This window comes from Mycobacterium sp. MAA66, from assembly GCF_041261665.1.
Taxonomy (GTDB): Bacteria; Actinomycetota; Actinomycetes; order Mycobacteriales; family Mycobacteriaceae; genus Mycobacterium.
In genome coordinates, this window is record NZ_JBGCCC010000013.1 from 41,715 (window position 1) to 55,190 (window position 13,476).

At 65.5% G+C, this 13,476-nt stretch carries 15 protein-coding genes; 3 read left to right on the plus strand and 12 right to left on the minus strand.

From position 1 onward, the window contains the following. The first annotated feature begins 74 nt into the window (after nucleotides 1-74). Nucleotides 75-776 (plus strand): helix-turn-helix domain-containing protein, encoded by a 702-nt coding sequence (locus ABIA30_RS25060; protein WP_370070469.1) that lies wholly within the window; start codon nucleotides 75-77, stop codon nucleotides 774-776. On the opposite strand, the gene ABIA30_RS25065 is transcribed toward ABIA30_RS25060, so the two are convergent. Further along, on the minus strand, nucleotides 758-1,402 hold the full coding sequence (locus ABIA30_RS25065; RefSeq protein WP_370070471.1) for a class I SAM-dependent methyltransferase: 645 nt from the start codon (nucleotides 1,400-1,402) through the stop codon (nucleotides 758-760). The genes ABIA30_RS25060 and ABIA30_RS25065 overlap by 19 nt on opposite strands. A 218-nt stretch (nucleotides 1,403-1,620) precedes the next feature. On the opposite strand from ABIA30_RS25065, the gene ABIA30_RS25070 reads away from it, so the two are divergent. Then, entirely contained in the window at nucleotides 1,621-2,394 is a 774-nt protein-coding gene (locus ABIA30_RS25070; RefSeq protein WP_370070473.1) for a cutinase family protein, read from the plus strand. 149 nt (nucleotides 2,395-2,543) lie between these two features. Here ABIA30_RS25070 and ABIA30_RS25075 read toward each other — a convergent pair whose 3' ends face one another. The 8 genes from ABIA30_RS25075 to ABIA30_RS25110 form a co-directional block, all read right to left on the minus strand. Then, nucleotides 2,544-3,314 (minus strand): hypothetical protein, encoded by a 771-nt coding sequence (locus tag ABIA30_RS25075; protein WP_370070475.1) that lies wholly within the window; start codon nucleotides 3,312-3,314, stop codon nucleotides 2,544-2,546. A 19-nt stretch (nucleotides 3,315-3,333) separates the two neighbouring features. Then, on the minus strand, nucleotides 3,334-4,155 hold the full coding sequence (locus ABIA30_RS25080) for an LLM class F420-dependent oxidoreductase (RefSeq protein WP_370070477.1): 822 nt from the start codon (nucleotides 4,153-4,155) through the stop codon (nucleotides 3,334-3,336). Nucleotides 4,156-4,188: 33 nt separating this feature from the next. Then, nucleotides 4,189-5,418 (minus strand): Nramp family divalent metal transporter, encoded by a 1,230-nt coding sequence (locus ABIA30_RS25085; RefSeq protein ID WP_370070584.1) that lies wholly within the window; start codon nucleotides 5,416-5,418, stop codon nucleotides 4,189-4,191. Nucleotides 5,419-5,500: 82 nt separating this feature from the next. Continuing rightward, nucleotides 5,501-6,244: an evbL gene (locus ABIA30_RS25090; protein ID WP_370070586.1), complete on the minus strand. Its 744-nt coding sequence runs from the start codon at nucleotides 6,242-6,244 to the stop codon at nucleotides 5,501-5,503. Nucleotides 6,245-6,270: 26 nt separating this feature from the next. Next, nucleotides 6,271-6,546 carry a hypothetical protein gene (locus ABIA30_RS25095; protein ID WP_370070479.1) on the minus strand — a complete coding sequence of 92 codons (276 nt, stop codon included), beginning with the start codon at nucleotides 6,544-6,546 and terminating at the stop codon, nucleotides 6,271-6,273. Between the two features lie 44 nt (nucleotides 6,547-6,590). Further along, on the minus strand, nucleotides 6,591-7,670 hold the full coding sequence (locus tag ABIA30_RS25100; RefSeq protein WP_370070481.1) for a diacylglycerol kinase: 1,080 nt from the start codon (nucleotides 7,668-7,670) through the stop codon (nucleotides 6,591-6,593). 8 nt (nucleotides 7,671-7,678) lie between these two features. Then, a complete protein-coding gene (locus ABIA30_RS25105; protein ID WP_370070483.1) occupies nucleotides 7,679-8,470 on the minus strand; it encodes an SDR family oxidoreductase in 792 nt (263 codons plus the stop codon). Between the two features lie 178 nt (nucleotides 8,471-8,648). Next, the gene (locus ABIA30_RS25110; protein ID WP_370070485.1) at nucleotides 8,649-9,449 is read right to left on the minus strand and encodes a Ku protein; all 801 of its coding nucleotides are present in this window, start codon (nucleotides 9,447-9,449) and stop codon (nucleotides 8,649-8,651) included. Between the two features lie 38 nt (nucleotides 9,450-9,487). On the opposite strand from ABIA30_RS25110, the gene ligD reads away from it, so the two are divergent. After that, entirely contained in the window at nucleotides 9,488-11,707 is a 2,220-nt protein-coding gene (gene ligD / locus ABIA30_RS25115) for a non-homologous end-joining DNA ligase (protein ID WP_370070487.1), read from the plus strand. 12 nt (nucleotides 11,708-11,719) lie between these two features. On the opposite strand, the gene rnhA is transcribed toward ligD, so the two are convergent. Genes rnhA through ABIA30_RS25130 form a run of 3 tightly spaced genes read right to left on the minus strand, consistent with a single transcriptional unit; the run spans nucleotide 11,720 to nucleotide 13,415 of the window. Beyond that, nucleotides 11,720-12,175 carry a ribonuclease HI gene (gene rnhA / locus ABIA30_RS25120; RefSeq protein ID WP_370070489.1) on the minus strand — a complete coding sequence of 152 codons (456 nt, stop codon included), beginning with the start codon at nucleotides 12,173-12,175 and terminating at the stop codon, nucleotides 11,720-11,722. Then, the gene (locus ABIA30_RS25125) at nucleotides 12,172-12,840 is read right to left on the minus strand and encodes a glyoxalase (RefSeq protein ID WP_370070491.1); all 669 of its coding nucleotides are present in this window, start codon (nucleotides 12,838-12,840) and stop codon (nucleotides 12,172-12,174) included. The genes rnhA and ABIA30_RS25125 overlap by 4 nt, the downstream gene beginning before the upstream one ends. Then, nucleotides 12,837-13,415 (minus strand): TetR/AcrR family transcriptional regulator, encoded by a 579-nt coding sequence (locus tag ABIA30_RS25130; RefSeq protein WP_370070493.1) that lies wholly within the window; start codon nucleotides 13,413-13,415, stop codon nucleotides 12,837-12,839. Before ABIA30_RS25130 ends, ABIA30_RS25125 begins: the two co-directional genes overlap by 4 nt. Between the last annotated feature and the right edge of the window lie 61 nt (nucleotides 13,416-13,476).

Here is a 13,476-nt window from a genome sequence, read left to right on the forward strand (position 1 = left end):
TAGGACGACCGGTGTGCACGGTCGGAGATGAAGGCACTGGCGGCCGGCGGCCTGATGCTGGCAGGGTCAGGGGTGTGCCAGCTCAGATGTACCCGACCCCCTCATTCGCCGTGCGTGACGGCTACGCGGTGTACCGAGGTCCGGTGGGCGCAGACGGCCCTGGGCACCGGCATGCTGCCTTTCAGATCGTGATAGCCGGAAACGGCGAGGTCGCGATGGTGGATTCGTCAGGCACCCGGCACCAGGGGGCGGCGCTGCTGGTGCCGCCGATGGTGCCGCACCGGATCTTGTCCCACACCCAGTTGCTCACCTACTTCATCGACCCGCATTGTGCGTTCGCCGATCGTTTACGCCGCGACAGTGGCAGCGGGCTCACTGTCGCTCCGAGCCTCTGCGAGCTCCGGGAAAGCGATATCGGCCCCGATGGCGGCGGCCCATCGCGTGCCCTTGACCCCCGCTTGGTCGACGCCCTGCAGCTGATTCAGGCGGACACCATTACTCTGCCTGATGTTGCTGCCGCAGTGGGCCTTTCGCCCCAGCGTCTGCGTTCGCTGGCGCGTCGCGAACTGGGCATCCCGCTGACCCGCTGGCGGATCTGGTCCCGACTGCGGCGGGCGGTCGACGCGGTGCAGTCGGGCGCATCGGTGGCCGACGCGGCTTTCGCCGCGGGTTTTGCCGACCAGGCGCACCTGACGCGGCAGATGCGTGAGATGGTCGGCCTCACCCCGGCCGCTGTGCTTCCGGCGCTGCGGGGCACCTACTTGCGGGCCACGTAGATCGAGATCGAGCCGGTCACGGTAGACACCACCGCCGCCTCGCGGACGTCACGAAAACCGGCAGCAGCGATCAGCTCCGGGACTATCCCGTCGGCATTCGGTTGAGTGTCGGCCTTGCCGTCAGCGAGCTGGACGATCCGAAATGCGGTACGCATCAATAGGGTTCGCTGAACGCCGAAGTCGGCGATCACCAGGCGTCCGCCAGATCGAAGCGCGGTGAACATCGAGGCGAGGATCGCTTCCTTCACCGGGATCGGACATTGGTGCAGCACCAGGCTCGACACCACTGCGGTCACCGACTCGGCACCCAGGGTGGTAGCCACGGCGTCGCCCATACCCTGGTGCCATCGCACCACCGAGTCGGGGAACTTGTGTCGGGCAACCCGCAGCATTTCGGGGTCAGGATCGATGCCGATCACCTCGGCCTGGGGTTCGACGCTGCTGATGAACGCTGCCAACGTCCCAGTGCCGCAACCGACATCGACAATCACGTCATCGGGACGCGGTGCCAGGTACGCCACGGCCAACGACCGCCACAGCCGTTCCCGGCTCAGTGCTACCACGGCGTCGAAGAACCGGGCCGGCCCCAGGCGGCCGAGCGCCGGGGTAAAGGTGCCATCGCTCATGTCCGCCAGTGTCGGATGACCTGGTATCGGCTGTCTTGAACGAAACGCTCGTCACCGACCGGCCGTCCGGAAATTCCCGTGCGTACGTGACATTCCGGGTGGGTTACGTCACGCGCGCAGCTCGGAATCGCAGCGCCCGCAGACGGCTTATACCAGGCAGTTGCCAACTCGTCACGGATGCGGGTGGCAAGAGACAACTCAGGGATGGGGAACCAACAATGAGCACCACGAAATCTCGGGTGACCGGAACCGGCAGTGTGGTGAAGGCAGCGTTGGCTGCGGTCTTCACGGCGCTGACGATGATCACCATCGTCGCTCCGACCGCGTCGGCCAATGCCGCGGACGACTCCTGTGCCAACGTCGAAGTCGTGTTCGCCCGAGGTACCTTCGAGGCGCCCGGCGTCGGGGACACCGGCCAAGCGTTTGTCGATTCACTCAACGCCCGACTGCCCGGCAAGAACGTCGACGTCTACGCGGTGAACTACCCGGCGTCGTTGGACTTCGGTCAGGCCGCCGCTGGAGTCGCAGATGCCAGCAACCGGATTCAGTCGATCGCCGCGACTTGCCCCGCCACCAAGATCGTCATCGGGGGTTACTCTCAGGGTGCGGCAGTGGCCGGCTACACCACCGCCAGCACTGTGCCCGCCGGGTTCACTCTGCCCGCCGGGATCACCGGCCCCATGCCCGCTTCGATCGCCTCACACGTCGCCGCAGTCGTGCTGTTCGGTACCCCCAGCAGCTGGGTGCTGAACCTGGCGGACAGCTCCGCTCCGCCCATCGTCATCGGAGCGCCGTACGTCGGCAAGACCCTGCAGTTGTGCGCCGCCGGTGACCCGGTCTGCTTCCCCGGAGGACTGAACCGGGCCGCGCACAGCTCCTACAAGTTCAACGGAATGGCGGACCAGGCAGCCGATTTCGTCGCCCAGAAGCTGGGTTCGGCCCCGGTTGCGACGGTGTTGCAGACCTCCGGTGAGGTCGGCTCGGGCAACTGAACAACACAAACCGACGGCCGGGAGTCAGTCCGCACAGGACGATTCCCGGCCGTCGGTTTTGCTATTGGTTTCTAGTCTGTCGTCGAACGCCGCGGCGCCTGGGCAACTACCCGACCCGCGTGCAGCACCCACAACCGTTCAGGATGGGCTCAATGTTGTTGGTAGATCGAGCCGACCCAGGCCTGGGTGCAAAGCTGTTGGCTTGCGGTGGCGGGATCGATGCCCGCCGTGCGCATGACGGCATCGTCGCCCTGCGCCCGGCAATCGGTGTTTCCGTTGTGTACCCACGGTCCCGCAGGCTCACTCGATACGTCCGCCCGGCTGCCGCTGGCTTGCACCTCCAGGTCGACGACCTTCGCCAATCTGTCAGCGTCCCACCGGTACAGGGTCACGTCGCCGGAATCGGCACTGGAGTGGGCGTAGTTGCCGAACAGTCCTTCGGGGGTGCGATAGAACTGCTGGAATCCGAACAGCTCGCCGGCACGTACGAAATGCGTTGGCGGGCCTGACATCTTCCATACCGCCATCGGCTCACCGCCGGATCCGCCCCGGTCGGTGATGACCAGCAGCACCGGCACACCGCTGTGGTCGATGTCGGCAAGCACCGGCGCCTCACCGCTCTCACCGGCCTGGGTCGTCGGCTCGGTGAACTGTTGCGTCGGTGTGCCATCGGTGCGGACTTGCATCGACCACGCAGGGTCGCTGGAAACATCGATGGCCACATGGTCGTTGACGATCAGGCCGCAGTGGATGTGTTGATCTTGCAGCGGTCGCTGATAGTCGATCGGGACGCTCGCGCACGGCGTCAACTGCGGTTGTGCCGCAGCGGTATTCACCGGGGAGAAATCGCTGAAATGGGCGGCCGCGCACCCGCCCAGCACAATGGCGACGCCAGCCCCAAATCTCGCGCGACACCGCATCAAGCGATGGTAGCGCCGGTCAGCGCAGTTCGGCGATAACCTTCGCAAAGGTATCGGCGTGCTGCTGCTGCACGATTATGTAGCTGATCCCGTACTCGTCACGCAATTGCCGGACCCGGTCGGCGATGTCAGCAGTTCCGCCGCTGAGCACGCCCGGCGTCTTCAGCAGTTCCGCATCGCTGAGATCCGGCAGGAAGCGCCGGGTGATGGACAGATCGGGGATGCCCGAGCCGTCGATGGGTACGGCAGTGATCGCCAGGTTCAGTTCCAGTTCATCGAAGCGTGCGCCGGCCGCGTTGCGTACGAACGAGATTCGTTCGGCCAGCGGGTCCGGGTTCTCCGTCGTCGGACGGCCGCCGGTCAACCCGATGATCTGTGCGTGCGTCGCGGCCACGGTCAGCAGCTTGTCGCCGGCGCCGGCGATCATCACCGGCACCTCGGGCAGCTGAGTCCGCAGGTAGCTGGTGACATGGGCCATGTACTCGACCCGCTGACCGGCGCTGGGGAAAGGTAGTTCGGCAGCGTCGAATTCCTCGCGCACATATCCGGCGCCCAAGCCGGTTTCGAAGCGGCCGTCGGTCAGTTTCTGCATGGCCGCGATGTCACGCGCCAACAGCGCCGGCTTGTAGAAGCATGCATTGAACACGAAGGTGCCGAGATGCATGGTGTCGGTTGCCGCTGCGGCCGTGGCCAGCACCGGGAACGGTGCGGGCGCACCGAGGTGGTCGGGTACCAGCAGCACGTCGTAGCCGAGTGCCTCACCGCGCTGCGCCGCGTCTTGAACAGCCGCCCGGCTGCCGGTGCTGCGCAGGCTCAAACCGAATCGAAAATCCTTAGCCATGCTCACGACACTACGGATTTCTCGGCCGGTGGACTACCCCTTTGCGGTCAGGTAGATCAACACCACGTTCAGCGCCGAAATGACCACCGCCACAACCCATCCGAGGGCTGTAACGAGTCTGTGGTTGATATTGTCGCCCATCACCGCACGGTTGCTGGTCAGCCGAACCAACGGAATCAGGGCGAACGGGATGCCGAATGACAACACCACCTGCGACATCACCAGGGCGCGGGTCGGGTCGAAACCGACTGCCAGCACCACCAGTGCCGGCAATACCGTCACGGCACGGCGCAAGAGCAGCGGGTAGGTCCGGTTGAGTAGGCCTTGCATGATCATCGCGCCGGCGTAGGCGCCGACCGACGAGGATGCCAGTCCCGACGCCAGCAGCCCGATGGCGAACAGCAGTGCGACCGTCGGGCCCAAAGCATTGCGGACCGCTGCGTGCGCACCCTCGATGGTGTCGGTGCCGTCGACGCCCTGCAAATTGGTCGCGGCGACCAGCAGCATCGCCAGGTTCACCGCGCCGGCGATCACCATCGCCAGGCCCACGTCGTAGCGGGTAATCCGCAGCATCCGTCGAAGCGGTGCACCGCATTCGGGCCGTCCGTGTCGATCGCGGGCCAGCCCCGAATGCAGGTACACGACGTGTGGCATGACCGTGGCACCCAAGATGGCGGTGGCCAGTAACACGCTTTCGGCACCGTCGAAGCGCGGCACCATCCCGCCTAGCACGTCGCCGGCCGCCGGTGGGTCGACGACCAGGCTGGCCAAGAATCCGACGGTGATGATCAGCAGTAGACCGCCGATGACTCGCTCGAAGGCGCGCTGGCCGCCGCGATTCTGGATGGACAGCAGCGCCATGGAGACCACTGCGGTGATCACGCCGCCTACCAGCATCGGCAAATGGAACAACAGCTGCAGGGCGATTGCGCCACCCACCACTTCGGCGAGATCGGTTGCGATGGCGACCAATTCGGCCTGCACCCAGAACGCGATCCGGGTGGGCGTACGACTGTTCGCGGCCATCAGTTCGGGCAGTGAGCGGCCCGTGGTCAGGCCCAACTTGGCCGATAGGTACTGCACCAAGCCCGCCATGACGTTGGCCAGCAGGATGACCCACACGAGCAGGTAGCCGAACTTGGCGCCCGCACTGACATTGGCCGCGACATTGCCAGGGTCGACGTAGGCGATGGCCGCGACGAAGGCAGGTCCGAGCAGCGACCAGCTGGGGCGTGACGGTGCCCGGGTATCGGTCAACAACAGATCCACTCTCTATCCGGTAGTGCGAATAGAAAAGTTAGGTTAGCCGAAATCTCGGTCGAGTGGCAATGGTGCCCGGCTGGGGTCAGCCCTTCAGGTTGGCCCTCAGTGTCGTCAGGGCGGCGTCGGTCAACCGGGCCAGCTCGTCGGCTTCGTCTTGGTCGAGGGCAGCGGCGAACAGCTCGGCCATCCGGCGATTGGTGGCCTGCTCCACGTCGGCGTAACGGCCCTTCTTGTCCAGACCGTCCGCGTAGGGCTCGGGCCAGCCGAACATCGCGGCGTATTCGGGCCCCTTGTTGAGCATGTGCGCTTCGATCGGGGCGATACCCGAGACCGTCAGTGCGTTGAAATGTACGCCGGCCCGCAACTCGCGCAGGATGAACATCACCTGCAATGCCCGGGCCGGCGCATCGTCGGCCAATGGCATGCCGCGCCAGCCGGTGAACAGCGGTGCCCCTGCGCAAGGAGCTGACGCGATGACCTTCTCACCCAGCGCGGCGATGCGGTCCAGGCCGTCGGCGCCGGCGAGGTGTTTGCGCGCGAAGTCGGCGGCCTGCTGCCAGTAGATCTCCGCTGCTCCGGCCGCTCCGTGCACCGCGACGCCCTCATCCCACAGGGCCGCCAGGCCGGTGGGTTCGAACACCACGAATACCGAACTGACGGCAGCTCCGGTGGCGTCACCCAGTACACCGCCGCGCCCGGCCACATACCCCGCCAGCGGGTTCTGGTAGCCCGCTGCGATGCTGGCGCCGAAGGTTTCGGGGTGCAGCATGAACACCGCGACGGCCTGCTCGATCGGTGCCCCTGCTGCGCGTGCGGCAACCAGCATGTCGTTCACGGCCGTTCTCCTGCCGGTCAGTGATGGCCGGGGTGCCAGCCCCCGCCGCCGTTGTTGTTCCCGCCGATCACCAGGGCGGGTCCCCAGTATTCGTCATCCCACGGGTATGGATACACCGGCCCGGTGTCGGGCGGCGAGGCGTTGAGTTGGGCGTTTCCGGGTGATTGGCACAGCGTCGCGGTGCCGTAACCACCGCCGACGTTGGTGCAGGTCTGTTCGGCCGAGGTGGCCGGTGCCAGCGCGATACCCACGCTCGTGGCACTGGCGAGTAGTAGGCCCATTACGGTGCGCATGGCGGCCCCCGACGGTTGGCTTCTCTGACACGTCAAGTTTCGCGCTATTGCGGGGCCGCGTACAGCCCCTTCCCGGTGATCAACGGCAAGTCCAACGAAGTCCGGATCCCCGGTTCGGCGGCGACGACAGCCGCCACGGCGTTGACCACCCGCGCCGCGGTGGCGACCAGCCCGGCGTGGTTGTGATCGCCTTTGCGGCTGCTCAGGCACAGATCAAGGGCGTACGACGGTTCGCCGGTCACCTCGACCCGGTACGAACCGCCTTCCTGGGCCGGTTGCGGCCAGTCCGGGCACAGGTCGTCGCGTAGCCGGGTGACGTGCTCCAGCACTACGGCCGGGTGTCCGTCCTTCATCCCTCGAACTTCGAAACGCATTGCGGCTGTGGTGCCTTCGGGGATATGTCCGGACGCGATATCGAACGCCTCCGGCGCGGGCACCCGGACGTGGGTCTCGCTGACCTCGTCGAGTTCAAGGCCCAGGCCGGCGGCCAATTGGCGAACCACCGAACCCCAGGCCAGGCTCAGCACGCCGGGCTGCAGCAGCATCGGCAGCTCGTCGAGCGGCTTGCCGAAACCCATCACGTCGAACATCACCGTGGCGCTGTCATAGGTGGCGTAGTCGACGATCTCCATGCACCGGATCTGCTCGATGCTCTGGCACGTGCCCGCAAGAGCAAGGGGCAGAAGATCATTGGCGAACCCGGGGTCGATGCCATTGATGAATATGCTCGAAGATCCCTCCAGGGCGGCTTGCTCGATCGGGGCGATCAACTCGGCGGGCAACACCTGCCACGGGTACTGCAGGAACACCGCTGAGCTACCCACCACGTTGACTCCCGCGGCCAGGATGCGCCGGTAATCCTCGAGGGCGTCGGGCAGGCGGTTGTCGGCCATTGCGGTGTAGACCACGCAGTCCGGCTTGCCGGCCAGGATCTCATCGAGGTCGGTGGTCGCTGTGATGCCGGTCGACACATCGAGTCCGGCAAGCTCTCCAGCGTCTTTGCCGGCTTTCGTGGGCGAGGACACCCAGACGCCCGTCAGCTCGTAGCCGGGGTTGGTGATCAGCTGGGTCAGAGCGTGGCGACCGACATTGCCGGTTCCGACTGCTGCAACTTTGATTGGCACGGTGTTCCTCACAGGTCGGGAAGGGGTAGGTCCAGGTTCGGGAAGGTGATGCCGCCGTCGACCTCGAGGACCTTGCCGGTGAGGTAGGCGCCCGCCGGAGAGGCCAGATATATGGCCGCGGCGGCGATGTCTTGCGGGTCGCCGAGGCGCCGCATCGGGGTGGCCTTCTCCATCGGCTCGCGCAGTGCGTCGTTGGAGGCCACGATGTCCAGCGCCGAGGTCAGGATCGAACCCGGGGCGATCGCGTTGACCCGGATCTTCGGGCACAGGTCGAGCGCGGCAAGGCGCGTGTAATGCGCCAGTGCTGCTTTGGCGGTGCCGTAGGCGGCGAATCCGCGGCCCGCCACCCGGCCCATGGTCGAGGTGATGTTGATGACGCTGCCGCCGCCGGAGTGCTCCAGCATCAACGGGACCGCCGCTTGGGTCAGCGCATGCGCCGTGGCCACGTTGAAGGTGAAGGCGTCTTTGAGGTCCTTCGGCGAAGTGTTCATCAACGGGCCGGGCATGGTGCCCCCGACGTTGTTGACGACGATGTCTAGTTTCCCGAATGCGGCCGCGGCCTCGCCGGCGAGCTTGGCCGTTTCGTCGGGATGGGCCAGGTCGGCGACGACGATGTGGGCACGGCGCCCGACCTGCTCGATCTGCGCCTTGACCTCCTGCAGCTGGGCCTCGGTGCGAGCGGCTATCACCACGTCCGCACCGGCTTCCGCGAATGCCAGCGCGATCGCGGCACCGAGCCCTCGGCCTGCGCCGGTGACCACGGCAACCTGATCGTCGAGTCGGAATCTGTCCAGAATCACGTGTGCCCCTTTGCCGTCGTTGTCGCCACGCTAGCAAGATTGACGGGCCGTGTGGGCGGCTTTCTAGAACACGTTCTAATTGAGTGCTCGGTTCAGTCCGAATGGACAAACGGCCCGCGGAGCGCGAGACAAAAACGGCCCACATGTCGAACTCGGCGTACTGCGGCCGCCCGGCGGATCAGCTCTCGCCGCGCCGCGCCTTCACACTGGCTTCGAGCTTGGCCAGCAGGTCGGACACGTCTTCGGTGCCGTCCAAGTCGGCGACCGCACCTTCGGCGGTGAAGGCTTCTCCGCCATCGATTTTCGCCTGGATCAACTCGTGCATCTGGTCGCGGTAGGTGTCGTGGAACTGCTCGGGGTGGAAGTCCTCGGTCATCGAGTCGACCACCTGGCCGGCCATCTTGAGCTCGACGTCCTTGATCTGAACCTCGTTGTCCAGCACCGGGAAATCGGGATCACGGATCTCGTCGGGCCACAGCAGTGTGTGCACGATCATCACATTGCGCTTGCCGAAGTCCTTGACCCGCAATGCCGCAAGCCGGGTCTTGTTGCGCAGTGAGAAATGCACGATCGCCACCCGATCGGTTTGCGCCAGCGTCTGGGCCAGCAGCACGTAGGACTTCGACGACTTCGAATCCGGCTCCAGGAAGTAACTCCGGTCGTACATCAGCGGATCGATCTGGTCGGCCGGCACGAATTCGATCACCTCGATCTCGCGACTGCGCTCTTCGGGCAGCGTCGCGATGTCTTCGTCGGTGATCACCACGGTTTGGCCGTCCTCGGATTCGAAGGACCGGGCGATGTCGCGGAACTCGACCACCTCACCGCAGATCTCGCACACCCGCTTGTATCGAATCCGGCCGCCGTCCTTCGCATGCACCTGGTGGAACTTGATGTCGTGGTCTTCGGTGGCGCTGTAGACCTTGACCGGCACATTGACCAGTCCGAAGGCGACTGATCCCTTCCAGATGGACCGCATTACCCCAGTATGGCCCACATCGGCGCGATACTTGAGCGGTGCGGCAATTCGGGCGGGTGCGGCTGAGCAACGCCGACAAAGTGCTCTACCCGGCCACCGGTACGACCAAAGCCCAGGTCTTCGACTACTACCTGGCCGTCGCTGACGCCATGCTGCCGCATATCGCCGGACGCCCGGTCACCCGCACCCGCTGGCCCAATGGCGTTGCGCAGGAACCGTTCTTCGAGAAGCATCTGGCGTCCTCGGCGCCGGACTGGTTGCCGAGGGCGTCGATCACCCACCGATCCGGCACCACGGTCTACCCGATCATCGAGACCACCGAGGCGCTGGCCTGGATCGCTCAGCAGGCGGCACTGGAAGTGCATGTACCGCAATGGCGTTTCGATCATGGGCTGACCGCAGGGCCCGCCACCCGCATCGTGTTCGACCTCGACCCGGGCGAGGACATCACGATGGCCCAGCTGTGTGTGGTGGCCCGCGCCGTCCGCGTCCTCATGGCCGACCTGGAGTTGGCCACCTATCCACTCACCAGTGGCAGCAAGGGCCTGCATCTATATGTGCCACTGGCTACGCCGGTCAGTTCGCGTGGGGCGTCGGCGGTAGCCAAACGTGTTGCCCAGCAACTCGAATCGTCGATGGGCGGATTGGTCACCGCGACCATGACACGCAGCGCCCGGGCCGGCAAGGTGTTTCTGGATTGGAGTCAGAACAGTGCAGCCAAGACGACGGTCGCGCCGTACTCACTGCGTGGGCGTGATGAGCCGACGGTCGCGGCACCACGGACGTGGGACGAGCTCGATGACCCGGATCTCGGTCAACTGCGGTTCGATGAGGTGTTGGCGCGGTTGGACCGCGACGGTGATCTGCTCGCTGCTCTGGACGAAAATCTGCCTGTAGCAGACAAGTTGACCGTCTACCGCGGGATGAGGGATCCGGCCAAGACGCCGGAGCCTGTTCCCGCGGCGCGGCCGGTACCGGGGTCGGGCAATACGTTCGTCATCCAGGAACATCACGCCACTCGGTTGCACTACGACTTCCGACTGGAACGCGATGGCGTCCTGGTGAGTTGGGCGGTACCCAAGAACCTGCCGCAGGATGCCTCGGTCAACCACTTGGCCGTGCACACCGAAGACCACCCGCTGGCATATGCCTCGTTCGAAGGTGAGATACCCAAAGGCGAATACGGCGGTGGGCGCGTTTCGATCTGGGATTCCGGCACCTACGACACCGAGAAGTTTCGCGATACCGGCGAGCGCGGCGAGGTGATCGTGAACCTGCACGGTACAAAGATCTCGGGCCGGTACGCGCTGATCCAGACCGATGGCAAGAACTGGCTGGCGCACCGGATGAAAGCACAACAACTGCAACCGATGTTGGCGACTCACGGTTCGGTGGCGGGGCTCAGCGCCGATGAATGGGCGTTCGAAGGCAAGTGGGACGGATACCGCTTGCTGGTCGAGGCTGATCACGGAGCATTGACATTACGGGCCCGCAGCGGCCGGGACGTCACCGTTGAATTCCCCGAATTGCGTTCGTTGGCAGCAGATCTTGCCGACCATCAAGTGGTTCTCGATGGCGAGGTGGTCGCCCTGGTGGACGGTGTGCCCAGCTTCGGTGCGATGCAGAACCGTGGTCCTCGGACCCACATCGAATTCTGGGCTTTCGACATCTTGGAGCTGGATGGGCACTCACTGTTGCGCGCAACCTACCGGGATCGTCGAAAGTTGTTGGAAACATTGGCCTCCGGTGGCGGGTTGACCGTGCCGCACCTGCTTGCAGTCCAGTCGCCGCTGGACTACGCACGCGAGCATGGACTCGAAGGCGTGGTGGCCAAGAGATGGGAGTCCGGCTACGCCTCCGGGCGCCACGCGTCATGGATCAAGGACAAGCTCTGGCGTACCCAGGAAGTGGTGATCGGTGGTTGGCGGGCCGGCGAAGGTGGTCGCACCAGCGGTATCGGTGCCTTGCTGGTGGGGGTGCCGGCCGATGGCGGCCTGCAGTTCGTCGGGAGAGTGGGGACCGGGTTCACCGACAGGATGCTCGGGGATCTGCGGGCCGCACTGAAACCGCTGGAGACCAACGAATCACCCTTCACTGCACCACTTTCCACGTTGGACGCCAAAGGTGCGACGTTTGTGTGGCCTCAACTGGTGGGGGAGGTGCGGTATAGCGAGCGCACGGCGGACAGTCGCTTGCGCCAGCCCAGTTGGCGTGGTCTGAGACCGGACAAGTCACCCGCTGACGTCGTCTGGGAGTGAGCTCAGTCGTTCCTACTTGCCCGCGGCGACGGCTTCTTCCAGCCCTCGGGTCGCCAGCTGGTCGGCCAACTCGTTGTCGGCGACACCCGCGTGTCCCTTCACCCAGAACCATTCGACTTCGTGGCGAGCGCAGGCTGTCTGCAGCCGCTTCCACAGGTCGACGTTCTTCACCGGCTGCTTGGCCGCGGTCAGCCAGCCATTGCGTTCCCAGCCGAGTACCCACTTGGTGATGCCGTTGCGGACATAGGTGCTGTCGGTGTGCAGGTGCACCACGACGGGCCGAGTCAGCGCTTCCAGGGCCATGATCGGCGCGGTCAACTCCATGCGGTTGTTGCTCGTCTCGCCGGGCTCGCCGCCGAACATCTCGCGGACGTGCTGACGCTGGCGCAGTACCGCCCCCCAACCGCCGGGGCCCGGGTTCGGCCGGCACCCGCCGTCGGTGTGGATGACCACGATGTCGTCGCTCATGCGCCGAGAATAGGTGGCGGCGGGCAGGAGCGGGGCGACCGGGGAATCGGTACAGAGATCATGGCGGTCCGGACCGACATCCCGAGCTCGCGATGCCGGAGTGTCGTGATCCGGCGCGCCGGCTGCACCGCAGGTTTGACCGGTGCGGTGCGGTCACCGAAGAACGCCGCAGTCGCATCGATATCCGAGACCAGATAGGTCAGACCCCACAGTGAGGACGGCCCCTCGCCGGTGACGCCCGGCGAGCCGACGACCTCCAGGATCACCTCGCCCAACCGGAAGAAGATCTGCCGGATCGGCCGTCCGCCGAGTTCACCGTCGCGCTCCCGGCGCGGATCCACACCGACGGCGATCAGCGCTGAGACGGTCCGCTCCAGATCGGGTGACAGCAGCACGACGTGGTCGATGGCGATGACACCGTTCGGGTGAGTGGCCGGCGGGCCGGCGACCGTGTCCGACTGCCTCGTCGGGATGCCGTCGAGCGGTCCGCGCACCGCCAGGCCACGCAAGGACCATCCGACGATGCCCGTCCCGCGTTCGGGTCCGACCAATCGGACGCGAACGCCGCCGATGCTGCAGACATCGTCGAGACCGACGCTGAATCCGGCTTGCCCCCAGGCCTCCGCGGGATCGGCGACCTCGATCTCGTCGACCGTGACCGTCATGCCCGCCCCTCGTCGACCGTTACCCGCAGCCGCGGCGCTTTCGTGCGCGGTGCCACTCTTTCCCACACGGCGTCGACCATAGGCGCCAACAGCAGTTCGCCCATCTGCCGGGCCAGCACCGCAATCACCTGGGTGTGCTCGCGACGGGCGGTCGAGGCGCGACCAGCCTTGCGCGCCGTCCTGACCTCCTGCTGGGTCAATTCGATGAGCACGTCGAGCAGGTGACTGGTCGGGGCGCCGGGTTCCAGCAGTGCCCGGCGCACGTAGGCGACGACCGCGGGGTTGGCCCGGAGCATGGTCCGGACCGCCTCGTCGCGCACTGCGGTGGATGCGTTGGCGGGGACTGCGGCCAGCGCGTTGGCGAAATGATCCGCCACCAATTGATCCACCGCTTCGCGTAGTCCGGCCTTGGTCTTGAAGTGGTGCTGCACCAATCCGACAGTGACTCCTGCCTCGGATGCTATGGCGCGCAGTGATATTCGATCTTCGCCGTGCTTTGCGTAGAGAGTGAGGGCGGTGTTGCGGATGCGCGCTTTCGCGGTGAGGTCGTCCTGTGGCACCGGTGTGCTTGGCATCGCACCTCCTGGTGTCCGCCGGATCAGCGTACTATACAGACGACTAGTTCACTATACACTT

Excerpts from the sequence above, each read along its gene's own strand:
- ABIA30_RS25065 (WP_370070471.1), bottom strand. The coding sequence starts at position 1,402 with ATGAGCGATGGCACCTTTACCCCGGCGCTCGGCCGCCTGGGGCCGGCC.
- ABIA30_RS25070 (WP_370070473.1), top strand. The coding sequence starts at position 1,621 with ATGAGCACCACGAAATCTCGGGTGACCGGAACCGGCAGTGTGGTGAAG.
- ABIA30_RS25075 (WP_370070475.1), bottom strand. The coding sequence starts at position 3,314 with ATGCGGTGTCGCGCGAGATTTGGGGCTGGCGTCGCCATTGTGCTGGGC.
- ABIA30_RS25080 (WP_370070477.1), bottom strand. The coding sequence starts at position 4,155 with ATGGCTAAGGATTTTCGATTCGGTTTGAGCCTGCGCAGCACCGGCAGC.
- ABIA30_RS25090 (WP_370070586.1), bottom strand. The coding sequence starts at position 6,244 with ATGCTGGTTGCCGCACGCGCAGCAGGGGCACCGATCGAGCAGGCCGTC.
- ABIA30_RS25095 (WP_370070479.1), bottom strand. The coding sequence starts at position 6,546 with ATGCGCACCGTAATGGGCCTACTACTCGCCAGTGCCACGAGCGTGGGT.
- ABIA30_RS25110 (WP_370070485.1), bottom strand. The coding sequence starts at position 9,449 with ATGCGGTCCATCTGGAAGGGATCAGTCGCCTTCGGACTGGTCAATGTG.
- rnhA (WP_370070489.1), bottom strand. The coding sequence starts at position 12,175 with ATGAGCGACGACATCGTGGTCATCCACACCGACGGCGGGTGCCGGCCG.
- ABIA30_RS25125 (WP_370070491.1), bottom strand. The coding sequence starts at position 12,840 with ATGACGGTCACGGTCGACGAGATCGAGGTCGCCGATCCCGCGGAGGCC.
- ABIA30_RS25130 (WP_370070493.1), bottom strand. The coding sequence starts at position 13,415 with ATGCCAAGCACACCGGTGCCACAGGACGACCTCACCGCGAAAGCGCGC.